The organism is Xanthomonas sp. GW (assembly GCF_014236815.1).
GTDB lineage: Bacteria > Pseudomonadota > Gammaproteobacteria > Xanthomonadales > Xanthomonadaceae > Xanthomonas_A.
In genome coordinates, this window is record NZ_CP051189.1 from 1,562,772 (window position 1) to 1,585,880 (window position 23,109).

Below are 23,109 nucleotides of genomic sequence, written 5' to 3' on the forward strand. Positions count from 1 at the left end.
GGGATCGGCGCCTGCCGTACGTCGCGATCTTCCCGCGCGATGGTGGCGAACCATGCCAAGAGGCGACGCTCGCATGTTGCAGGCGGCGCTTGGCGATGCCGCGTGTGACCATGCTGGAGGCGTTCGCTGCCAGCGGCGGGCCGGCCGCGCGAGCGCCGACACCCCTTCTTTAATGCGGGTACCAACGCGGCGTATGCTAGCTGCCTGCGTTGCCTCGGGAGGGCCACCGCATGCGGCGTTTCGCCAGCTTCCGCGAGTTCTATCCATTCTATTTGAGCGAGCACCGGCATCCGCTGTCGCGCCGGCTGCATTTCGTCGGCAGCGTCGCAGTGCTGCTGGCGGTGCTGCTGGCGATCTGCACAGGACAGCCGCGTTGGCTGTGGATCGCGCCGCTGTGCGGCTACGGCTGCGCCTGGATCGGGCATTTCTTCTTCGAGAAGAACCGCCCGGCCACCTTCCGTCACCCGCTGTACTCGTTCGCCGGCGACTGGGTCATGTTCAAGGACATGCTGCTCGGGCGCATCCGCTGGTAGCCGGCGCGGCCCCGGGCGCTCGCTATACTCGCTGGATAGACCCTTTCGGTTAAATGGAGCAAATCGATGCCGTCCACCTATTTCCTCGCGCTGGTGATCCTGGTCGCAGGCGTGATCGTGCTGTTCAAGACCGTGCGCATGGTGCCGCAGGGATTCCAGTGGACGGTGGAGCGCTTCGGCCGCTATACCCACACCCTGTCGCCCGGTTTGCACTTCCTGATTCCGGTGGTCTACGGCTTGGGCCGCAAGGTCAACATGATGGAGCAGGTGCTGGACGTGCCCAGCCAGGACGTGATCACCAAGGACAACGCGGTGGTGCGGGTGGACGGGGTGGTGTTCTTCCAGGTGCTGGACGCGGCCAAGGCCGCCTATGAAGTGTCGAACCTGGAGATCGCCACGATCGCGCTGGTGCAGACCAACATCCGTACCGTGATCGGCTCGATGGACCTGGACGAATCGCTGAGCCAGCGCGAGACGATCAACGCGCAGCTGCTCAACGTGGTCGACCATGCGACCAATCCGTGGGGCATCAAGGTCACCCGCATCGAGATCCGCGACATCCAGCCGCCGCGCGACCTGATCGATTCGATGGCGCGGCAGATGAAGGCCGAACGCGAGAAGCGCGCGCAGATCCTCGAGGCGGAGGGCTCGCGGCAGTCGGAAATCCTGCGTGCCGAGGGCGAGAAGCAGGCCGCGGTGCTGGAGGCCGAAGGCCGCAAGGAAGCCGCATTCCGCGACGCCGAGGCGCGCGAGCGCCTGGCCGAGGCCGAAGCGCGCGCCACCACGATGGTGTCCAAGGCGATCGCCGAGGGCGACGTGCAGGCGATCAACTACTTCATCGCGCAGAAGTACGTGGAGGCGTTCAAGGAACTGGCCACCGCGCCGAACCAGAAGTTCGTGCTGATGCCGATGGAGTCCAGCGGCATCATCGGCTCGATCGCCGGCATCGGCGAACTGGCGCGCGAGGCGCTGAGCAAGCAGCAGTCCGCGCCGCCGGCGGTGCCGCGCGGCATGCCGCCGCGCAGCGGAGTCTGAGCGATGCGCGCGGAGGTGGTGGCGTGGGGCGCGCTGACCCTGCTGCTGTTCGCGGCCGAGGCGCTGGCGCCGGGCGCGTTCATGCTGTGGATGGGCTTCGCCGCCGCGGCGGTGTTCGTCGCCGTGCTGGTGCTGCCGGGCATCCCGCTGCTGCTGCAGATCGGCGCGTTCGTGGTGCTCAGCTTCGTCTCCATCCAGATCTACCGCACCTGGTTCCGCGGCCGCGACCGGGTCAGCGACCGGCCGCTGCTCAACCGCCGCGCCGAACAGTTGATCGGCCGGGTGGTGACGCTGGACCAGCCGATCCAGGCCGGCCGCGGCCGCGCCAAGGTCGACGACGCGTTCTGGGTGGTTGGCGGCCCCGACCTGCCGGCCGGCAGCGCGGTGCGCATCGTCGGGGTGGATGGCATGACGTTGCTGGTGCAGGCGGAGTAGGGCCAGGATTCGGAATTTGGAGGCTACCGTGCGTGCGCGGCATCTCCGCATGCTGCATGCATCCGTTGTAGGAGCGGCTTCAGCCGCGACAGGCATTATCAGAATCAGAGATTGTGTCGCGGCTGAAGCCGCTCCTACAACGGCGTGCCTTCGGGCGGGATCGTATGGCGGCCGCCCCGAATCCCCCAATCCCGAATCTCCAATCCCGGCCGCTCGGCGGCGATAATGGGCGACTTTCCTCACGGACCCGCGCCATGACCCAGAAGACCATCCTCAACGACAGCCATCGCGCCCTCGGCGCCAAGATGGTCGACTTCGGCGGCTGGGACATGCCGATCCACTACGGCTCGCAGATCGACGAGCACCATCAGGTACGCCGCGACGCTGGCATGTTCGACGTCAGCCACATGACCGTGGTCGACCTGCACGGCGCGCAGGTGCGCGCGTTCCTGCGTCACCTGCTGGCCAACTCGGTAGACAAGCTGAAGCTGCCGGGCAAGGCGCTGTACACCTGCATGCTCAACCCGCAGGGAGGGGTGATCGACGACCTGATCGTCTACTACATGTCCGACACCTTCTTCCGCCTGGTGGTCAACGCCGCCACGCGCAGCAAGGACCTGGCCTGGATCGGCGAGCAGGCGCAGAAGTTCGGCGTGGAAGTGCGCGAGCGCGAGGACTTCGCGATGATCGCGGTGCAGGGCCCGAATGCGCGCGCCAAGGCGATCGGCCTGCTGCGCGAGGACGATCGCGCTGCGGTGCAGAAGCTGGGCCGCTTCGCCGCGTTCGAGGCGGTGTCAACCGACGGCGTGGCGCTGTTCGTCGCGCGCACCGGCTATACCGGCGAGGACGGTTTCGAGATCGTGCTGCCGCAGGAGCAGGCGGTGGCGTTCTGGAACGCGCTGCTGGACGCGGGGGTCAAGCCGGCCGGCTTGGGCGCGCGCGACACGCTGCGCCTGGAGGCCGGCATGAACCTGTACGGGCAGGACATGGACGACAGCGTGTCGCCGTACGAGGCCGCGCTGGCCTGGACCGTGGCGCTGGACGAGGGCCGCGTGTTCATCGGCCGCGACGTGCTCGAAGCGCAGAAGGCCAACGGCGCGCCGCGGCAGATGATCGGCCTGGTGATGGACGACAAGGGCGTGCTGCGCCACGGCCAGAAGGTGCTCACCGCGCAGGGCGACGGCGAGATCCTGTCCGGCACGTTCTCGCCGACGCTGGGCAAGGCGATCGCGTTCGCGCGTGTGCCGGCCGGCGCGCCCGGGCAGGTGCGGGTGGACATCCGCGGCAAGGAAGTGCCGGTGCGCGTGGTCAAGTTCCCGTTCGTGCGCGAAGGCCAGGTCCAGCCCGGCGTCCTCGAGTGAACCGGCCGCCGCCGCAATGCGCCCGCGACGTCGTTGCGGAGCATCCGGTTCGCTACACTAGCCACCCATCCCCGATACCGTCTTTTTCCGGAGCAGCCCCATGAGCGAGATCCCTGGCGACCTCAAATTCCTCAAGTCCCATGAATGGGCGCGCGTCGAAGGCAACGGTCGCGTCACCGTCGGCATCTCCGAGCATGCCCAGGGCCTGCTCGGCGACCTGGTCTACGTCGAGCTGCCCAACGTCGGCGACGACGTCGTCGCCGGCAACGGCGTGGCCGTGGTCGAGTCGGTCAAGGCCGCCTCGGACGTGTACAGCCCGCTCACCGGCAAGGTGGTCGAGGTCAATGCCGCACTCAGCGACAAGCCGGAGACGATCAACGAGGACGCCTACGGCGAAGGCTGGATCTTCGTGCTGGAGATCGCCGATCCGGAGCAGTTGAACGAACTGCTGACCCCGGACGACTACGCCGAGCTGCTCGAGGAAGACGGCCACTGAGCCGAGCTCCACTTCGCGACAGCCGAACCGGCCGCCTTGTGCGGCCGGTTTTCGTTTGCGCCGCACAAAAGAAGGCGGCAGCAGGAAGCGGAGCGCGCTTTCGGTAGTGCGGAGGTTTGCCGATCGGGCGATCGGCATCTCTCTGAGTGGCCGACATAGCGGCGATCGGGTTTGATGCAGGCGGCGGATGCGACACGCCAGGGCGAGGATGCCGGCCGCGCCGCATGCATCGATGCGCACCACGTGGTCGCCACGTGGCGGAAGGCGACGCCGCTGCAGCGACAGCGGGACGCGGCGAACCACGCGTCGGTTTTTTGGCAGTGACGGTGATGTGCATCGCAGTCGGGCGCCGCGGGCGAGGCGTCTGCCGATCGCGGCAGTGCTCGCTGCGCTGCGGCCAGCGTCGGTCAGCCGCGTCGCGTTCGTCCGGTCGGATGTGTTCGTCGTGGCGCGCAAGCGCAGTGCTGCGGGTCGGTCGAGGCGAACATGCACGCGGCAGGCGGACGCGGTGGCGAGCGCAAACGCGACGCGTCCGGTCGCGTGTGCGTGATGTGCCGGTGAGGAGCATGCGCAGACATGCGGACGCTACAACGGCATCGTCGTCGTCGCCGCGATGTAGTGCGAGGCGCCGCGCACGCGCGCTCGCAAGCGCCGAACAGCGCGAAAAAGTTTGCGCAGTTTTGCGCATTTGCTCTTGTGCGATGCCGGAACGGCGCATGCCGCGAAAAGTTTTTTTCAGCTTGCGGACAGGCTCGCGTACGCGCGCCTGGATGCCGCCGGCGCCGCGCGCGGCAGTACGCGAAACGGCCGGTCGCATCGGCGTGTTGCAAAAAAGCGCGGGAATTACCGCTGTTTTTGTTTGCGCCGAAGTTTCGTCGCGGGTTTCGCAACGGCTGTTGTCGAGGTCCGGCGGCTGCCGATCGCGACGATCGATGAGGTCGCGGCACGCAACGCCTGAAAAAAAATTGCGCAGAACTGTTGACAGTAAAAAAAAGCGTGATTAGGTTTCGCCCAGCAGACGTTGCTGCGCAAGCGAGTGAATCGGATCGACATCAGAACGCGAAGCACAACTTGGACCTCCACCAGGAACCTGACGATGGTGGATCAGGTGTCGCTTCCCTCCGAGAAACGCAACGTCTCCCCTGGCACGACACCCGTATCGAGCTTCGATACGGGTGTTTCTGTATCCGACCCGGCCCGCACTACGCGCCGGCGGATCCTGCAGGCGGACCATCGCCGCGGGTTTGCTTTAACTGGGCGTTTTCAATCCATAGTTCACTGACGAGGAGCCATCCCATGGCCACGAAAAAAGCTGCGAAAAAGAAGCCGGCCGCTAAGAAAGCGGTCAAGAAGACTGCCGCCAAGAAGCCGGCAGCGAAGAAGGTCTCGGTAAAGAAGGCGGTCAAGAAGGTCGCCAAGAAAGTCGCCAAGAAGGTCGCCAAGGTGAAGAAGGCCATCAAGAAGGCCACCACCAAGAAGACCACCGCGAAGAAGGCGGTAAAGAAGACCGCGAAGAAGGCGACCGCCAAGAAGGCCGCCACCAAGAAGACCGCGAAGAAGGCCACCGCGAAGAAGGCGGTAAAGAAGACCGCGAAGAAGGCCGTCGCCAAGAAGGCGGTGAAGAAGTCGGCTGCCAAGAAGCCGGCCGCGAAGAAGGCCGTCGCCAAGAAGGCCGTCGCGAAGAAGAAGCCGGTTGCCCGCAAGAAGAAGACCGCTCCGGTCGCGCTGCCGGCAACGCCCGCGCCGCTGATCTGATCTGATCCATCCCGATAGCCGTACCTAGAGCTCTCTCCCCGGTGCCCAGCGGGGAGGGAGCTTTTTTATGGGCGTCCGTTTGCCGTCGGAGTGGCGAGCTGCTTGCCATGGCGCCTAGGTGCCACGCACCTGCCGCCCATCTGCCACCGACGTGTCGCCTGCACGGTGGCTAGTCCTCAAGCCGGCGGTGTTGCCGCCATCGCGCTCTGTCGCCGCTTGGCGCGTGTCCGATCTGTACTGAATTCCGACTGCTCTGTAGGCCACGCTGCTGCGCGAGTTCGCCAGGCGTCTGCCTCGCTGCCGCAGACGACGTGGTCGACGATGCCGCTTGGCTCCCCCTGCGTCTGCTCGAGGGCATTAGGTGGCGTTGCCATGTCGCGCCGGCAGCCTCTGCGTTTTCAAATCCTCCACCGCGCTCCACGTGCCCGTTGCTGCGCTGGCGGCGCCTGTGCGAGCGTGTGAGCGCGGGAGGGTAGACGCTGACGTGCTGGCAACCCATCGTTGCAGTGCCGACTTGCCGTGCGGCCTGGCTGACTGATCTTGCTTCTCCACCGGGACCACGGCCGCTTTCCGGGGAAGGTGGTGCGCAGGGTCGGGTCAGGCGGCGTGCGTAGTGATGGGTCATGTGGCGAGGTGAGGTGCATCGCCATGAATACTCATGGCCGTGAGACTGCCTAGAACCTTGCAGCAACTTGTTGCCGCGAGACTCGCCCGAACCCTCGCAGCAACTTCCTGTCGCTAGGCTTCGCCTGGACTCTCGCAAAAACCTCTTGTCGCGAGGCTTCGCCCGTACCCTCACCCCAACCCCTCTCCCGATGGGAGAGGGGCTTTATTCGCTTGATGGACTTGTGCGCGAGTGTTGGCAGCTGATCCGACGGCTGGTTGTCTTGGTGACAGACGACGGCCAAATCGCCAGTGACTTGTCGATCGATGGCTTCAAGCAGCGCTTCGACGTCGGTCGAGCCGCTACCGCACGCCGCCGCCTGTAGGAGCGGCTTCAGCCGCGACCCTATCGCCCGGATTGCATCAACGTCGGATCAGGACGCAGGTGCTGGCTTGCGCAGCCCTCACCAGGTTTTGTCGCGCTGAAGCCCAACTCCCGCGAAGCCAGCGCGCAGACAGCAGAAAGGCGGCTCGCGCCGCCTTCCGCCGACTCCATCAGCAGACCGCCCGCGTCAGTGCGGCGACGCGGTCGACTTGGACGCGGAGGCGCCCTTCTTGTCCTTCGGATCCGGACGCTCGGCCATCATGTTGTCGCTGCCGAAGTCGGTGTCCACGTCCAGCCAGCGCTGCGTCGGCAGGCCGATCGCGCGGTCGAGGATGGTAGGCAGCAGGCCGGAGGGCAGGCCGCTCTCGCCGTTCCACAGGATCGCCACGCCCAGGTCGCGTTCGGGCACCAGCGCGACCAGGCCGCGATAGCCCTGCACCGCGCCGGCATGGAACACCACCTGGTGGCCGGAGTAATCGAAGATGCGCCAGCCCAGCGCGTAGCTGGCCGAGTTGACCCGCTCGCGGCGCCAGCCCGAGCGCATCTCGCCGGGGGTGGTGATCAGCGGCGCGTGCAGCGTGGCCAGCAACGGCGCCGGCAGCACGTCGGGACGGTGCCCGGTCTGCGCGATCAGCCACTGCGCCATGTCGCTGATGCTGGCGTTGACGCCGGCGGCCGGGGCCAGCCGGTAGTAGGTGGGCTTGGGCATCAGCGACACCCAGCCGTTGCGGCTGCGCACGTGCGGGCGCGCCCAGCGCGGGCTGGCCTGGATGCCGGCCAGGCCCATGCTGGCGTCGTTCATGCCCAGCGGCTTGAAGATGCGGCGCTCCACCGACTGCTCGTAGAAGCTGCCGGAGGCGGCGAACACCACGTCGCCGATCAGGCTGAAGGCGACGTTCTGGTAGGCGTAGCAATCGCCCGGCGCGCACTTGAGCGGTGCGTAGGCGAGCTTGTGGCTGAGCGTGTAGTAGTCGGTATTGGATTCGACGTCGCGGTCGTAGGCGTTGTAGGTCAGGCCGACGCGATGGCTGAGCAGGTCGGCCACGTTCAACTGGCCGGTGGCGACCGGATCGCTGAGCTGGAAGCCGGGCACGTAGTCGACGACCTTGCTGTCCCAGCGCAGCGTGCCGTCGTTGACCAGCAGGCCGGCCATGGTGCCGGCGAAGGCCTTGGACAACGAGGCCAGGCGGAACACGGTGTGCGCATCGACCGGCTCGGGGCGGTTGACGTCGGTGACGCCGTAGCCGCGCGCGCTGATCACCTGGCCGTTGTGCACGATCGCCACCGCCAAACCGGGCACGCGTTCGCCGTAGGTGAGCTGCTCGGCCATCGCTTCCAGGCTGGCGACATCGAAGTCCCTGGCCAGCGGCAGCACCTTGCTGTCCGGCAGCGACGCGCGGTACGGCAGCGGCTGGGTCGGCGAGGTGTAGCGCGTGGCTTCGGTGTAGATCGGCGGCGGCAGCGGCTGCGAGGGCGCCGGCGTCTGCGCGGTGGAGGACATTGCAAAGGGCAGCAATACCCCGAGCATCCCGGTTGCCACCGGTCGAAGGAGCCGGTGCCTGCTGTTCTGTTTCATCGCGCGTGTGGCCTGTGAGGTGCTGCCGAAACCGATTCTAGCGCCGCTTTTCGCCATTGCACAAACCGGGAGAAGATGAATGGGCATCGTCTTGATCCTGCTGGTGATTTTGCCGGGCCGACAAGGCCGGCAAGGCGGCGTCCGGAGAGGTGCCGCAACGGCGCGGCGGGTCCCTGAAACGCATGCAATCGATGTGCCGAAGCCGCTGCGCTCGCCGCGGGCCAGGCTGAACCGTTGCCGGCGCAGTGACGGCGCGGTAGCGCTGCGGGATCATGGCGCATGCCCGATCCCGACCTTTCCTCGATCCCCGCCGCGCGTACCGCGCCTGCCGCCGCGACCTGGCTGGGCCTGGCCTTCGTGCTGGTCTGGTGCACCGGCTACATCGCCGGCAAGCAGGTGGTGGCGCATGCGGCGCCGTTCACCGCGCTGCTGTGGCGCTTCGGCCTGACCGCGCTGTGCTTCGCGCTGGCCGCCGGTCCCGCACGCTTGAAGGCGCTGCCGTGGCAGGAACTGGCGCGCAGCGCGGTGGCCGGGGTGCTGATGCTGGCCTTGCAGTTCGGTGGGGTCTACGCCGCCTTCGCACTGGGCACCGGCTCCGGCGTGGCCGCATTGGTGATCGGGGCGATGCCGCTGCTGGTGGCCTGGGCCAGTCCATGGTGGGGCGGCCAGCGCTTGCGCGCGGCGCAGTGGCTGGGCATGGCGCTGGGCTTCGCCGGCGTCGCCACGGTCGCGGCCGACCGCATCGATGGGGCGACGCCGTGGGGCGGCTGGCTGGCCTTGCTGGTGGGCCTGTTCGGCATCGCCGCCGGCACCCTGTACCAGAAGCGGCATGCCGCGCAGCTCGACCTGCGCGTCGGACTGGCGGTGCAGAACGCCGCGGCGACGCTGGTGCTGCTGCCGCTGGCGGCGTGGGAAGGCTTCCGCTTCCAGGCCAGCGGCGGTTTCGTCGCGGCGATGGCGTGGCTGGTGCTGGTCAATTCGATCGGCGGCTTCGCGTTGCTGTTCCTGCTGTTGCGGCGTGGCGCCGCCACCCAGGTGGCGAGCCTGTTCTTCCTGATGCCGCCGGTGACCGCGGTGTTCGGCCACGTGCTGCTCGGCGAGCACCTGACCGCGCTGAAGCTGTGCGGCTTCGCGCTGGCGGCGCTGGGCGTGTGGCTGGCGGGCCGCGCGCGCTGAGGCGCGGGTAGGCCCGCCCGCTGCGCCGGCCGTGCCTCAGCCGTCGCGCAGCACGCTGTGGCCGCGGATCAGGTCGGCGGCGCGCTCGGCGATCATCATCGTCGGGCCGTTGGTGTTGCCGCTGACCAGGCGCGGCATCACCGATGCATCGACCACGCGCAGGCCTTCCAGCCCACGCAGGCGCAGCTGCGGATCGACCACGGACCACGCATCGTTGCCCATGCGGCAGGTGCCGATCGGGTGGTAGATGGTCTCGGCCTTGGCGCGGATGTAGGCGACCAGGCCGGCTTCGTCCAGGTCGTCGCGTGCCGGCAGCAGCGGCGCGCCGCGCCAGGGATCGAACGCCGGCTGCTGCAGGATGCGCCGCGCCAGGCGCGCGCATTCCACCAGCATGCGCAGGTCGAAGCCGTCTGGATCGCTGAGGTAGTTCGCCTGGATCCGCGCCGGCGTGCGCGGGTCGGCGTCGTTGAGCGACAGGCGGCCGCGGCTGCGCGGCTGCAGATGGCAGGCGTGCAGGGTGAAGCCGTCGCCGGGCAGCCGGTTGCGGCCGTGGTCGTCGAGCATCGCCGGCACGAAATGCAACTGGATGTCGGCGCGCGCGTCCGGCGCCAGCGGCGAGCGGATGAAGCCGCCGGCCTCGGCGATGTTGCTGCTGCCGGCGCCGCGGTGGCCGCGCAGGAAATAGTCGAAGGCGATCTTCAGCTGGTTGCGGCGGTCGTAGCTGATGCCTGGGCGGGTGCGGTACAGCGTGCACACGTCCAGATGGTCCTGCAGATTGGCGCCGATCTGCGGCTGGTCCAGGTGCACGGTGATGCCATGGCGTTGCAGTTCGTCGGCCGGGCCGATGCCCGAGAGCATCAGCAATTGCGGCGAGTTCACCGCGCCGGCGCTGAGCAGCACTTCGCGCGCGGCCCGCGCCTGCACTTCGGCGCCGCGTTGCGCGTAGGCCACGCCGACCACGCGTTCGCCCTCGACCAGCAGGCGCAGCACCAGCGCGTCGGTGATCACCTGCAGGTTGGCGCGCGTCTGCGCCGGCGCCAGGTAGGCGACCGCTGCCGAGCAGCGCGCGCCGTCCTTCTGGGTGACCTGGTACAGGCCCACGCCCTGCTGCTGCGGGCCGTTGAAATCGCGGTTGTGGGCGAAACCGGCCTGCTCTCCGGCAGCGATGAACACGTCCGACAGCGGGTTGTGATAGCGCAGATCGGACACGTGCAGCGGCCCGTCGCCGCCATGCAGTGCATCGTCGCCGCGGCTGTTGCGTTCGCTGCGCCGGAAATACGGCAGCACGCCCTGCCAGTCCCAACCCTCGGCGCCGTCGGCGGCCCAGTCGTCGTAGTCGGCGGGCACGCCGCGCACGTAGCACATCGCATTGATCGAACTGGAGCCGCCCAGCACCTTGCCGCGTGGCCACCACAGGCGCCGATCGTTCAAGGCCGGCTCTGGCGCGGTGAGGTAGTTCCAGTTGATGCGGCGGTTGCCGGCCAGCCGCGCCAGGCCGGCCGGCATGTGGATGAAGGGATTACGGTCGCGCGGCCCGGCCTCGATCAGCAGCACCTTGCAATCGCGATCCTCGCTGAGCCGGTTGGCCAACACGCAGCCTGCCGAGCCTGCGCCGATGATGATGTAGTCGTACACCCGCGGTCCCCCTGTTTCGTGGCGCCGACGCTAGTCGCCGTGGATAGAGCATATGCTCGGCCGCGCCGCGGGGTGCAGACGCCGCGATGCACATGGGTCTGCGCGTGTCGGCGACGCTGGCGATGTTGCAGTGCATCGGCTACCGTGCGCGCAACCACACGGCGAACGGCGGGCCGATGCAAGCGGAAAACAAGCGCGTCCAGACCGGCGAGCTGCGCGCGGTGCTGCTGTCCTTCGTCTACTTCTTCTGCGTGCTGGCGGCGTACTACGTGATCCGGCCGGTGCGCGAACAGCTGTCGGCGGCGGTGGGTTCGACCCAACTGCCCTGGTTCTTCATGGCCACCTTCGTCGCCACCTTGCTGCTGACCCCGCTGTTCGCGTGGATGGCGGCGCGCTGGCCGCGGCGGATCGTGGTGCCGGCGGTATACGTGTTCTTCGCGCTGTGCCTGCTCGGCTTCGTGCCGCTGTTCAGCGGCTACGGCGGGCTCAGTCCGCGTGCGCTGGGCATCGTGTTCTTCGTCTGGGTCAGCGTGTTCAACCTGTTCGTGGTGTCGGTGTTCTGGAGCTTCATGGCCGACATCTGGAGCAACGAACAGGCACGGCGGCTGTTCCCGCTGATCGGCCTGGGCGGCACCGCCGGCGCGGTGGCTGGCCCGCTGCTGACCCGCGGCTTGGTCGGCGTGATCGGCGTGGCGCCGCTGCTGGTGGTGTCGGCGGCGCTGCTCGGGGTGGCGCTGGTGTGCGTGATCCTGCTCGGGCGCTGGGCGCGGGTGCATGGCGCGCGTCGCCACGACGTCGGCCACGAGGCCGCGGTCGGCGGCGGCATGTTCGACGGCCTCAAGCAGATCCTGGCCAATCCGTTCATGCGCGGCATGGCGTTGCTGATGCTGCTGGGCGATTGCATCGGCACGGTCGGCTACATGCTGATGATCGATTACTCCGGCGCCACCTTCCACAACGCGGTCGAGCGCACCCAGTTCGCCGCCAACATCGACACGCTGACCAACGTGCTGCAGGTCGCGGTGCAGATCACCGTGACCCGCTGGCTGCTGATGAAGAAGGGTGCCGGCGCGGTGATCGCGCTGTGGGCGCTGGTCAGCGTAGGCACGCTGGTGGCCACCGCGTTGTCGCCCGATCCGTATGCCTTGGCGGTGTGGATCGTGCCCTGGGTGGTGCTGCCGCTGGTGATCACCCGTTCGCTGACCTACGGCATGGTCGGGCCGGCGCGCGAATCGCTGTACACGCGGGTGCCGCGGCAGCTGCGCTACCAGGGCAAGAATGCGGTGGATACGGCGGTGTGGCGCGCCGGCGACGTGGCCGTGGCCTCGGCAATGAACGGCCTGCGTGCGCTGGGCATGGGCGTGCCCGGTTTCGCCGCGTTTGCCGCGCTGGCGGCGACGGTCTCCGGCGTCATCGGTTGGCGCCTGGCACGTGCGGTCGAAAGCGCCGCGCCCGCTGCAGCGGCAGAGATGCCCCCGACGCGCTGAGCCTGCGCGCAGCAGGCCGCGCGGCCGCGGTGCCGGCCGCTGCGGCAACCGCTATGCTGTGCATCCTCTTTCGCCGATGGACGCGCGCATGACCCTGCTGGCCTCGATCCTGGTATGCCTGGTGGCCTTGCTGCACGTCTACATCCTGGTGCTGGAGATGTTCCTGTGGACCCGGCCGCTGGGCATGAAGGTGTTCCGCAACACGCCGGACAAGGCGCAGCTGACCAAGGTGCTGGCCGCCAACCAGGGCCTGTACAACGGCTTCCTTGCCGCCGGCCTAGGCTGGGGCGCGGCGACGCAGCGCGTGGACGTGATGCTGTTCTTCCTGGGCTGCGTGGTCGTGGCCGGCCTGTACGGCGCGTGGAGCGTCAGCCGCCGCATCCTGTTCGTGCAGGCGCTGCCGGCGGCGCTGGCGATCGCGGCGGTGCTGCTGGCCTATTGAGCCGGCTGCGCGCCGGCATCGCGGTGCGGCGTCAGCCGTTCGCCGCCTTCGCGCGCGGCGACACCCACATGGCGATGCTGGCGAAGAACACCACCTGTTCGCGCGCGTCGCGGATCTCCACGCTGACCGGCAGCTCGTAGCCGCTGTCGGCGGCCACGATCGCCACGTCCGGCGTCGCCACCGCGTGCATCGTGCCGTTGGCCTTGCTGCGGTATTCGACGCGCATGCCTTTCGGGATCCAGCGCATCGACGGCGGCAGGCTGGCATCGACCATGACCCCGCCGGCCAACTCGGCCAGGTTGCACAGCGCGATCGCATGCACGGTGCCAATGTGGTTGCTGACCCGCCGCCGATGCGCGATGAGCGCCTCGCAACGGCCGGGCTGCAGCACGGTGATGCGTGGGGCGATGCTGGCGAAGTAGGGCGCCTTGAAGCACACGGCGCGGGAAAACAGCCACTGCCCGGCTGGCCAGCGTTGCATGCGTTGGTACAGTGACAGCAATCGGCTCATGGTGCATGTCCCTCAAATGACGACGGCGGACCGAAGTCCGCCGTCGTGGTGAGCGTGTTACCGAGTGGGTCTCAGGCCGCTTCGCGCGAATGGTCGTCGCCGGCCGTGGCGCGGTGGTAGTAGCTGGCCGAGCGCAGCTCGTCGGCGTCGAAATCGTCCACGCTGATCGTGTCCATGGTGATCTCGCGCAGTTCCTCCAGCTGGCGGCGCTCGTCGGCCGACAACACGCCTTCGCGCACCGCTTCGTCCAGCTGCGAGGCGAAGTCCAGCGCCTCGATGCCCTTGCTCTTGAGCGCCTTCAGGAACTTGCGCTCGACCGGCTCGGCCAGCACCGCCTTGGTCAGGTAGCTGGCGATGCGGCCGCCCGGGTTGTTCTCGCACGGGGTCAGGAACACGCCCTGGCCCAGGCGGTCGCGGGCTTCGTTCGGCGTCATCAGCAGCGCGGCGACGCGATGGCCCAGGCGGTCGCCGGGGGCTTCGGCGCGGCGGCCCCACGGGAAGATCAGCGCCCACATCAGCCAGCCCACCGGACGGATCGGGAAGTTGCGCAGCGCCGCCGACAGCGCCAGTTCGATCTTGTGCACGCTGTCGTGGAAGGCCCAGGCCAGCAGCGGCTGGTCGGTCGCCGGCGCGCCGTCGTCGTGGTAGCGCTTGAGCATCGCGCTGGTCATGTAGATGTGGCTCAGCACGTCGCCCAGGCGGCCGGACAGCGATTCCTTGAACTTCAGCTTGCCGCCGAGCATCAGCATCGACACGTCGGCCATCAGCGCCAGGTTCGCCGAATAGCGGTCCAGCTTGCGGAAGAAGCGGCGGGTGTAGGCGTCGCCCGGCGCGGCGCCGATGCGTGCGGCGGTCAGCCCGAACCACAGCGAGCGCACCGCGTTGGAGATCGCGAAGCCGATATGGCCGAACAGGTTGCGGTCGAACTCGTCGACGCCGGCCTTGTGGTCCGGATTGCCGGCGGCCTTCATTTCCTTCATCACCCACGGATGGCACAGGATCGCGCCCTGGCCGAAGATCAGCAGGCTGCGGGTCATGATGTTGGCGCCTTCCACGGTGATCGCGATCGGCGCGGCCTGCCAACTGCGGCCGGCGAAGTTGCGCGGGCCGAGGATGATGCCCTTGCCGCCGACCACGTCCATCACGTCGCTGATGACTTCGCGGCTCATCGTGGTGCAGTGGTACTTGGCGATCGCCGACGGCACCGACGGCACGTCGCCGCGGTCCACCGCCGCGGCGGTCGCCTGCGCCAGCGCACTGATCGCATAGGCCTTGCCGCCGATCCGCGCCAGCGCCTCTTCCACGCCCTCGAAGCGGCCGACCGACAGGCCGAACTGCTTGCGGATGCGCGCGTAGGCGCCGGTGACGATGGCGCCGTACTTGGCGCCGCCGCTGGCGGTCGAGGGCAGGGTGATCGAACGGCCCACGGCCAGGCACTCGTTGAGCATGTTCCAGCCCTTGCCGACCATGTCCACGCCGCCGATCAGTTGGCTGAGCGGGATGAACACCTCGCGGCCGTGGATCGGGCCGTTCTGGAACGGCGAGTTCAGCGGGAAGTGGCGGCGGCCGATCTCCACGCCCGGGGTTTCGCGCGGCAGCAGCGCCAGGGTGATGCCGATGTCCTTGGTGTCGCCGATCAGGCCTTCCGGGTCGTACATGCGGAACGCCAGGCCGACCAGCGTCGCCACCGGCGCCAGGGTGATGTAGCGCTTGTCGAAGGTCAGCTTGACGCCGAGCACGTTGGCGCCGTTCCACTCGCCCTTGCAGACGATGCCGTAGTCGGGAATCGAGGTCGCGTCGGAGCCCGCGAACGGGCCGGTCAGGCCGAAGCACGGCACTTCCTGGCCCACCGCCAGGCGCGGCAGGTAATAGTCCTTCTGTTCCTTGGAGCCGTAGTGCAGCAGCAGTTCGCCCGGGCCCAGCGAGTTGGGCACGCCGACCGTGGAGCTGACCACGCTCGACACCGACGCGATCTTCTGGATCACCTTGTGGTGGGCCAGCGCGGAGAAACCCAGGCCGCCGTATTCCTTGGGAATGATCATGCCGAAGAACTTGTGCTTCTTGACGAAGCTCCACAGCTCCGGCGGCAGGTCGGCATGGACGTGGGTAATTTCCCAGTCGTTGGTCATCCGGCATAGCTCTTCCACCGGGCCGTCGAGGAAGGCCTGCTCCTCGGCGGTCAGCTGCGGCTTCGGATAGTCGAGCAGCTTCTGCCAGTCCGGGTCGCCGGTGAACAGTTCGCCCTCGAAGCCGACCGAGCCGGTTTCCAGCGCGATCCGCTCGGTCTGCGACAGCGGCGGCAGCACCTTGCGGAACACCTTCAGCATCGGCGCGGTGAGCAGCGGCTTGCGCACGAACGGCAACAGCAGCGGCACCGCGACCAGCGCCAGCAGCACGGCGGCGACGATGGTGGCGATGTGGTGGGCGCCGAGCAGCCAGCACGCGACCAGCAGCGTGGCGCTGAGCGCGGCCCAGACGGCGAGCCGCATGCGGTGATAGGCGGCGAAGGCGCCTGCCAGCAACAACACGAGGAAGGGTGCGACGATGCTCATGGGCTTGCTCCGGGGACTTGCTCGGTGACGGCGGACGGTGCGCCGGCGTTAGCCGGTGGCAGTGCATCCAGATAATGCAACACAGTGGCGGTAAACGCGGCGTTGTCGTCGCCGGCCAGCATATGCGTGGCCTCGGGAAGGTGCACATGCTGCGCATGCGGCACCAACGACAGGAATTCTTCGATGGTCTGCGGCGTGACCAGATCGCTGCGCCCGCCGCTGATCAGCAGCACCGGGCAGTGCACCTTGCGCGCGGCCTGCGCGATCGCGTCCTGGTGCTGCTCGCCGTCGCGCGCCAGCTCCTCGACCAGGCGCGGGTCCCAGTGCCAGTACCAGCGGCCGTCGGCGTGCCGACGCAGGACGCTGCGCAGCGCGTCGGGCGACTTGCGCGCGCGCTGCGGCAGATAGGCGGCGATGGCGTCGCCGGCGTCGTCCAGCGTGGCGAAGCCGTGCGGATGCGCGGTCATGAAGGCGAGGATGCGTTCGACCCCGGCCGGCTGCCAGCGCGGGGTGATGTCGACCAGCACCATCGCGCGGAACAGGCCCGGCCAGCGCGCCTCGGCCATCAGCCCGAACAGCCCGCCCATCGAGGCGGCCACCAGCACCGGCGCCGGCGCCATTTCGCCGGCGACCACGATCAGGTCGTCGGTGAACTGTTCGCCGCGGTAGGGCAGGTCGGCGGGATTGCGGGTGGAGTCGCCATGGCCGCGCGCGTCGTAGGCGACGCTGCGATAGCCGTGAGCCTGCAATGCCGCGGCGCTGGCCATCCAGGCGTGCCGGGTCTGCCCGAAACCGTGCGCGAACAACAGGCTGCCCGCAGCGCCGGGCTCGGTGACGGTCGCGGCCAGCTGCATGTCGTCCGCGCCAGCGAGCAGGGCGGAGGCCGCAATCGGCATGCTGGAAGGAGAGGAAACCATACGAGCTAGTATGGATGAGCCGGCGGCGATGTCAATACGATGCAGTATGGAAACGAAAAGCCAATGCTGCCGGGCATTTGCGTGCGATTCATGGAGGGCACATACTGCAACCGACTTCCCCGTATGGTTAAATCGACGGATGAACAATGCCTCCGTGTCTATCACCGACGATGCCGCCGCTCCCAGCGGTGGCCGCAACAACCGACTCAGCGCCGAAGATTGGGCGCAGGCCGCACTGGACCTGATCGCCGAACAGGGCGTCAACTCGGTAGCGGTGGAACCGCTGGCACGGCGTCTGGGCGTGACCAAGGGCAGCTTCTACTGGCACTTCCCCTCGCGCGATGCGTTGCTGCAGGCGGCGCTGGAGCGCTGGGAACTGGTCGAGCAGCAACAGGTGTTCGGCAGCCTGGAAGAGGTGCCGGATCCGCGCACCCGGCTGCGCGCGCTGTTCCAGCTGGTCGCGCACGAGGTCAAGCCGCACATCATTTACAGCGAACTGCTGAAGGCGCTGGATCATCCGGCGGTGCGCCCGGTCATCGACCGGGTCTCGCAGCGGCGCATGGAGTACCTGATCGCCTCGTTCCGCCAGGCCGGTCTCAGCCGCACCGATGCCCAGCACCGCGCCCGCCTTGCTTACGCGGCCTACGTCGGCTTCCTGCAGTTGTCGCTGCAGTTGCACCAGCCCAAGCAGGCGCGCGAGGAATTCGAGGCCTACGTCGAACATGTGATCGTGACCCTGATCCCGGGTTGATTAACTGCGTAGATGAGATGTCCATAGCACTTATATGCATTGACGAGCTTGCAACGAATTTTTCGGAACGTCGTACACCGGAATTTCTTGGGGCTTGGTAAGGCATCAGACTAGTTGAGCGGGGTGACATGGCCGTTGCCGGACCATTGGATTGTTACTCTAAAACTTTCCCTGTAACCCGCCGGCGGGTTGAGGTGGTTTTCCTTTGCCTCCGTCCACTCACCCAGGGACTTGAGCAATTTGTCCGGGACTCCTTGCCCTGCGATCTCAGTTCGCGCACACGCTTGCGCCTGCTTCTGGGCGAGGCCGGGATGGAAGAGCTGCTGGGAACTGCTGGTGCAGACGGTCAACGCGGCCAAGGCGATGAAGGTGGTCGATGCGCGCGAGCTGTCGCGGGTGATCGTGGGCAGTACGGTGCAAGGAGAAGGCCGTCGCCCATCCCGCCGACAGCCGCTTGGTGGAGGCGGCGCGGCGCAAACTTTTGCTGCTGTGCAATCGGCATGGGTTGAAGCTGCCGCGAAGCTACGAACGCGAAGGACCGGCCTTGAGCCGGCGGGCCGGTCGCTACGCCCACGCGCGCCAGTTCAAGCGGATGCATCGGGTGCCGCGTCGGCAGCGCACGGTGCTGGTCCTGGTGATGCGGGACATCTGGCGCAAGCTGGAGGGGCTGGAAGACAGCGCATGGCACCAGGTGCGGGTGCGGCTGGAACAGGCAGAGCGGATCTGGCGTCAGCGCACCAAGGACAAGCACAAGCTGTATGCCTTGCACGCGCCGGAGGTTGAGTGCATCGGCAAGGGATGGTGTGTAAGCCCTACGAGTTCGGGGTAGAGGCGGGCATCGCGGTGACCGCCAGGAGGGGATTGATCGTGGACGCGCGCAGCTTCCCAAGTAATCCGTACGATGGCGACACACTGGCCGAACAGCTTGAGCAGGCGCGTACGCTGATCCAGGGCGCGTGGGTTTATTGGGGTCGGGACGTGGACTGCGTACAACTGCTGCACCTGGGCACGGCCAAGTCGCTTACGCGCCGGCAATGGCGCTGGACCAAGCGCCGTCAGGCGGTGGAACCGGTGATTGGGACATCTGAAGCAGGAACATCGGCTGTATCGCTGTTGGCTCAAAGGCCCCAGGGCGATGCGCTGAACGCTATCGGCGCGGCTGCCGACTACAGCTGCGCTGGATGATGCGCTGGATCGCGCTTTTGCGTGCCAGGCTCGAACCATCGTGTTGCCGCTGGTGGTTGCCAGGCAAACGCTGCATGCGCCTGGGAACTGCTGAAAGCTATTTTTCAAGGCCGATTCCATAGCCCAACCCACGACAGGCCTTGGCCCGTAAAAACAACGGCCCCTTGCGGGGCCGTTGCTTTAGACGATCAGATCGCGATCAACAGCGATCAGAACTTCTGGGTGTACTGCATGAACAGGTAGCGGTCGTAATCCAGCATCGGATCGATCGACGACGAGCTGTTGTTGGTCAGCGAGTACGTGATCGGCGGCTGCTTGTTCCAGACGTTGCGGGCACCCAGGGTGACCGAGCCGTTCCAAGGGGCTGCCCAGCTGACCGAGACGTCCTGGTAGCTGATCGATCCCTTCTTGTTGGCACCTACGCCGCCGCCCCAGCCGGCATTGGCGGTCTGGTAGTTCGGTTCGTTGCACTCGTCCGCGTCATAGCAGAAGTCGCGGTAGCCGCCGTAATAGCGCAGGTTCCAGTTGGCCGACAGATCCCCCTTGGCCCAGTTTACGCCCAGCGTGGCGCGCACGCGTGGGTAGTTCCAATAACCTGCGTAGTCGTCCCAAGGCGCGCCGTCGTCGCTCTGCCGACGGAACGCAACCAAATAGTTGCTGTCCAGGCGAAGCGCGAACTGGCCAGCCGCGAATTCCGGCAGGCGATAGTTCACGACGAAGTTGTAGCCTTCAGTTTCCAGTGCACCCAGGTTGGTGTTGCCACGGCTCAGGGTCACGATCTGACCACTGCTGGCGTCACGGGTGTAGTTGCAGAACGAGGTCACGCCGTTGTAGCACTGGTTCAACACATAGGTCGCACTGACCGCGGTGATGACATTGGAGATGCTGATCTTGTACCAGTCGAGCGAGAAGTCCAGGCCCTGGATCCAGCGCGGGCTGAACACCAAGCCGACAGTGCGGGTCTTGCTGTATTCCGGTTCCAGATTGGCGTTGCCGACGCCCGCCTTGAACGGGGAATTGCCCTGGGTTTCGCGCGCGGTCACCGGCACGCCGGCGTTGTCGGTCTGACGGAAGGTCGGTGCGAGGCCTTCGCCGGCGCAACGGGCCGCTACGGCCGGAGTGGACAGCAGGCCGAAGCGGGCATCACACGGATCGGTCAGATCGTCGAAGGACTGCGAGCCGCCGCCGAAGGTGTCGTCCAGGGTCGGGGCGCGAAAGCCCTTGCCGTAGGTGGCGCGAACCAACAGATCCTCAACCGGCTTCCAGGTCAGGCTGAACTTGCTGTTGGTGGTGTCGCCGAAACGATCATAGTCGGAATAGCGGCTGGCGACGTCGAACGACAGCTCCTTGGCGAACGGCAGATCCTTCAGCAAGGGGACCATCAGCTCCAGATAGACTTCGTCGGTCTTGTACTTGCCCGTCGTCGCGCCAGCGGCCAGGTCGGTGGTGTAGCCGGCGCTGGACAGCTGGTCTGGGTAGTCGTAGCCAGAGACTTCACGATGCTCGACACCGGCCGCGAAGGCGAGCTCGCCCGCATTGCCGGGCATGTCGAACAGGCCGCCGGTGATGTTGGCGAAGTACTGCTTGCTCACGCTCTGCTGGGTCGCCTGACCAAGGGTGTTGATGTACTTCAACGCGTCGGCGGTGGAGGCCGACGGGCCGCCCAGGATATTGAACGGTATGCACTGACCGGCAGACAGGCTGGTACCCAGCGGGATCGGGTTGGCGGCAGTGCCGCACTGGACGACGCCCTGGCTGTTCAGGAACGACGGCCCGAGCGCCTTCTCCAGAGCCAGCAAGTTGATATTGCCGGTACTGATCTGAGTCACGTCGAACTTGTTGTAGTTGATGCCTGCGTCCCAGTTCCAGCCGTGCGTACCGACTTCGAACGCGCCTTCCAGCGCGGCGTCGAAGTGGTAACTCTTGACGTTGTTCTGCGAAACGCGCGGGATCTCAATGGTGCGGCGGAACCAGGAGGTAATGTCATCGCCGACCGGGTTGTAATAGCTCTGGCCGCTGATGGCGACAGGGTAGGTCGGCTGCGAGCTGCCGTTCAGCGGGTAGCCCGCGACCTGACGCTCGGAATTGCGCTCTGAGTACATCACCGTCGACTTGAAGGTGATGTGGTCGTTGATCTCGAAGCTTCCGGCCGTGAAGAGCGACTTGGTTTCGGTTTCCTGCGCCAGCATCATCTGCTGGGTGGAGTTGAAGCGGTCGTCGGTGGTCACGCCATTATGGTAGTTAGCGAGGTCGCGCGAATCAGCGCCGACGCCCTTGCCGTCCCACGTGCCGGTGTGGTTCAGGACGTAGGTGCTACCGTCGTAGTTGAAGCGGCCCCAAGGGCCGGTCGCGCTAAGCGCATCCAGCGGATGGTTCGGGCCGTAGGTGGTGCGGGTCAGGGCACGATCCTTCGACCAAACCGGATCCTCCTTGGAGTAGCTGGCACCGAAGATGATCGACGAGCGTTCGCCGCTGGCACCGAGGGTGAAGGAATAGGCTTCCTTCTGACCGTCGCCGCGGCCGTTCTGGCCGATCAAGGCCGAGACTTCCGCGCCTTCGAAGTTCTTGCGCAGGATGATATTTACCACGCCGGCGATGGCGTCGGAGCCGTAGATCGCCGAGGCGCCATCCTTCAGCACCTCGATGCGGTCGATCAGGGCGGCCGGAATGGTCGACATGTCGGTGAAGCCGGCCAGGCTCGAGGTCCAGCGCTTGCCGTTGACCAGCACCAAGGTGCGCTGTTCGCCCAGGTTGTACAGGTTGACGTACTGGCCGCCCTGTTCCGGGTTGGAGGTCAGAACGGCGGCCTTGCTGAAGGTCTGGGTGCCGGAAACGGTCAGGTTCTGCAGGATGTCGCCGACACTGACCAGGCCCGATTTCTTGATTTCCTCGGAGGACACCGTGAAGACCGGCTGAGCGGTTTCGACGTCGACCGAGCGGATACGCGAACCGGTGACTTCGATGCGATCAAGGTTGGTCGGGCTTTCGCTGCCCGTATCCTGGGCAAGCGCAGTCCCCGTCGTGCTGCTGGCGCTCACGACAAGCGCGAGCACAACGGCATCACGCAGTTTGTTGGTCTTGCAATTCATTAGCTCTCTCTCCGAATGAGATCTGGGTTTGACCCATGGTGTGCCTGCAGGTGGAGTCGAAATAGCGACGCCAATCCCTTCAGGGTGACCCGATGGTATCCCGCCTTGCCGCGGAATTAAAGTAGCGTTAACAAATTGATGAAATTGGGTGAATATCGAATGTGGGACACTTGCCATTCATCACAAAAAAAAGCGCCCTATGGGCGCTTTCGATGGAAATTTCTAAGGTGGACAGATGGTTACAAGTCCTGTTCGTAGCGCACGTAGGGGATGGTGCCTTCCTCGGTGCTGATGTTGTTCGGGGCGAACGGGTTCTTGCCGCGGGTGATCACGTTCTCGGCGCCGACGGTCAGCTGGCCGCTCCACGGAGTGCGCCAGGTCAGGCCCACGCCGAGGCCGGACCACTTGCCCGGCTGGCCCGGCGCGTCGACGACGCGGCCGATGACGTTGGCGCTGAACGAGCCGTAGCCGCCGCCGATGCTCAGGCTCTTGCTGTCCCATTGGTCGACCAGCGCCTGCGAGGCATCGGCGATCGGGACCAAGCGCGCACGCGCATAGGTGCCGCCGATCGAGACGAAGCCTTCGCGGCCGATGTTCTGCTGCGCGAACACGGTCAGGTCGTTCTGCTCCATGCGCAGCGCGGGCGTCTTGTTGGGTCCCGCCAGCCACGCCGGCATGTTCTCGCGGCCGGTGCCTGCCGACAGCGACACGCGCCCGCCGGGGCGGTTGAAGGTGGTGGTCGCGGCAACGTGGTGGCCTACATCGTTGTCGTCGTCGCCGAGGCTGGCAAGCATGCAATGGCTGGCCAGCCCGCTGATGCTGCTGCCGCTGGCGCTGTTGCACAGCAGGCCGAGCGAATCGCCGGAGGACAGGCCGAAGGCGGCGTCGAGCGAGTTGCGGCCGAAGTGCCAGCGCGCGCCGGCCGCCTGTTCGCCGGTCGGCTCCAGGTACAGCAGCGCCTCGACCTTGCCGCTGCCCTTGTTCCAGATCGGCAGCACGGTGCGGTCCGCGGGCTTGCTCTGCGCATGCGCGCCCGTGGTCGCCGCAAGGGCGATCAGCAGGGCAAGTGGCAGGCGCAGTAGGGCTCGCATCGGCAGTGTGTGACTCTCGGGCGGGGACTAAAGTTCCCGCCGTTCAGGGTGAACGATACTAGTGGGTTTATGTTTCTTTAACAAGTCGAGCTCC

General features: G+C 66.8%; 18 protein-coding genes and 1 pseudogene. 12 read left to right on the top strand and 7 right to left on the bottom strand.

Features of this window, described 5'->3' with window-relative positions; translation table 11 throughout:
- Positions 1-230: 230 nt before the first annotated feature.
- From HEP73_RS06525 to HEP73_RS06555, 7 genes are all read left to right on the top strand, one after another.
- The gene (locus HEP73_RS06525) at positions 231-533 is read left to right on the top strand and encodes a DUF962 domain-containing protein (RefSeq protein WP_185815657.1); all 303 of its coding nucleotides are present in this window, start codon (positions 231-233) and stop codon (positions 531-533) included.
- A gap of 66 nt (positions 534-599) precedes the next feature.
- The gene (locus HEP73_RS06530) at positions 600-1,568 is read left to right on the top strand and encodes an SPFH domain-containing protein (protein ID WP_185815658.1); all 969 of its coding nucleotides are present in this window, start codon (positions 600-602) and stop codon (positions 1,566-1,568) included.
- Positions 1,569-1,571: 3 nt separating this feature from the next.
- Positions 1,572-2,003, top strand: coding sequence for an NfeD family protein (locus HEP73_RS06535; protein ID WP_185822572.1), 432 nt, complete (start codon positions 1,572-1,574; stop codon positions 2,001-2,003).
- 254 nt (positions 2,004-2,257) lie between these two features.
- Positions 2,258-3,364 carry a glycine cleavage system aminomethyltransferase GcvT gene (gene gcvT / locus HEP73_RS06540; RefSeq protein WP_185822573.1) on the top strand — a complete coding sequence of 369 codons (1,107 nt, stop codon included), beginning with the start codon at positions 2,258-2,260 and terminating at the stop codon, positions 3,362-3,364.
- 100 nt (positions 3,365-3,464) lie between these two features.
- Entirely contained in the window at positions 3,465-3,860 is a 396-nt protein-coding gene (gcvH, locus tag HEP73_RS06545) for a glycine cleavage system protein GcvH (RefSeq protein WP_053838778.1), read from the top strand.
- A gap of 670 nt (positions 3,861-4,530) precedes the next feature.
- The gene (locus tag HEP73_RS06550; RefSeq protein WP_185822574.1) at positions 4,531-4,818 is read left to right on the top strand and encodes a hypothetical protein; all 288 of its coding nucleotides are present in this window, start codon (positions 4,531-4,533) and stop codon (positions 4,816-4,818) included.
- A 338-nt stretch (positions 4,819-5,156) separates the two neighbouring features.
- A complete protein-coding gene (locus HEP73_RS06555; protein ID WP_009600482.1) occupies positions 5,157-5,615 on the top strand; it encodes a histone H1-like repetitive region-containing protein in 459 nt (152 codons plus the stop codon).
- 1,175 nt (positions 5,616-6,790) lie between these two features.
- Here HEP73_RS06555 and HEP73_RS06560 read toward each other — a convergent pair.
- Positions 6,791-8,179, bottom strand: a complete 1,389-nt coding sequence (locus tag HEP73_RS06560; RefSeq protein ID WP_185815662.1) for a serine hydrolase domain-containing protein — start codon at positions 8,177-8,179, stop codon at positions 6,791-6,793.
- A 279-nt stretch (positions 8,180-8,458) separates the two neighbouring features.
- Here HEP73_RS06560 and HEP73_RS06565 point away from each other — a divergent pair, with 279 nt between their 5' ends.
- A complete protein-coding gene (locus tag HEP73_RS06565; RefSeq protein ID WP_185815664.1) occupies positions 8,459-9,355 on the top strand; it encodes a DMT family transporter in 897 nt (298 codons plus the stop codon).
- Positions 9,356-9,391: 36 nt separating this feature from the next.
- Here the strand turns inward: HEP73_RS06565 and HEP73_RS06570 are convergent, their stop codons facing one another.
- Complete coding sequence (locus tag HEP73_RS06570) at positions 9,392-10,990, bottom strand: GMC family oxidoreductase (RefSeq protein WP_185822575.1); 1,599 nt, start codon at positions 10,988-10,990, stop codon at positions 9,392-9,394.
- A gap of 92 nt (positions 10,991-11,082) precedes the next feature.
- On the opposite strand from HEP73_RS06570, the gene HEP73_RS06575 reads away from it, so the two are divergent.
- Entirely contained in the window at positions 11,083-12,477 is a 1,395-nt protein-coding gene (locus HEP73_RS06575) for an MFS transporter (protein ID WP_185823326.1), read from the top strand.
- Between the two features lie 88 nt (positions 12,478-12,565).
- The gene (locus HEP73_RS06580; RefSeq protein ID WP_185815666.1) at positions 12,566-12,919 is read left to right on the top strand and encodes a DUF1304 domain-containing protein; all 354 of its coding nucleotides are present in this window, start codon (positions 12,566-12,568) and stop codon (positions 12,917-12,919) included.
- Between the two features lie 31 nt (positions 12,920-12,950).
- Here the strand turns inward: HEP73_RS06580 and HEP73_RS06585 are convergent, their stop codons facing one another.
- The 3 genes from HEP73_RS06585 to HEP73_RS06595 all read right to left on the bottom strand — a co-directional run bounded on the left by HEP73_RS06585 (position 12,951) and on the right by HEP73_RS06595 (position 16,899).
- A complete protein-coding gene (locus tag HEP73_RS06585) occupies positions 12,951-13,430 on the bottom strand; it encodes a hotdog fold domain-containing protein (protein WP_185822576.1) in 480 nt (159 codons plus the stop codon).
- Between the two features lie 71 nt (positions 13,431-13,501).
- Positions 13,502-15,982: an acyl-CoA dehydrogenase gene (locus tag HEP73_RS06590; protein ID WP_185822577.1), complete on the bottom strand. Its 2,481-nt coding sequence runs from the start codon at positions 15,980-15,982 to the stop codon at positions 13,502-13,504.
- Positions 15,979-16,899 carry an alpha/beta fold hydrolase gene (locus HEP73_RS06595; RefSeq protein ID WP_185822578.1) on the bottom strand — a complete coding sequence of 307 codons (921 nt, stop codon included), beginning with the start codon at positions 16,897-16,899 and terminating at the stop codon, positions 15,979-15,981. The genes HEP73_RS06590 and HEP73_RS06595 overlap by 4 nt, the downstream gene beginning before the upstream one ends.
- A 139-nt stretch (positions 16,900-17,038) precedes the next feature.
- Between HEP73_RS06595 and HEP73_RS06600 the strand changes: the two genes are divergently transcribed.
- On the top strand, positions 17,039-17,650 hold the full coding sequence (locus tag HEP73_RS06600) for a TetR/AcrR family transcriptional regulator (protein ID WP_185822579.1): 612 nt from the start codon (positions 17,039-17,041) through the stop codon (positions 17,648-17,650).
- A gap of 254 nt (positions 17,651-17,904) precedes the next feature.
- A pseudogene (locus HEP73_RS06605) lies at positions 17,905-18,957 on the top strand (IS5 family transposase); the annotation flags it as partial.
- Between the two features lie 87 nt (positions 18,958-19,044).
- On the opposite strand, the gene HEP73_RS06610 reads toward HEP73_RS06605, so the two are convergent.
- A complete protein-coding gene (locus HEP73_RS06610; RefSeq protein ID WP_185822580.1) occupies positions 19,045-21,924 on the bottom strand; it encodes a TonB-dependent receptor domain-containing protein in 2,880 nt (959 codons plus the stop codon).
- A 239-nt stretch (positions 21,925-22,163) separates the two neighbouring features.
- On the bottom strand, positions 22,164-23,015 hold the full coding sequence (locus HEP73_RS06615; protein ID WP_185822581.1) for an XOO1806 family protein: 852 nt from the start codon (positions 23,013-23,015) through the stop codon (positions 22,164-22,166).
- Positions 23,016-23,109: the final 94 nt, after the last annotated feature.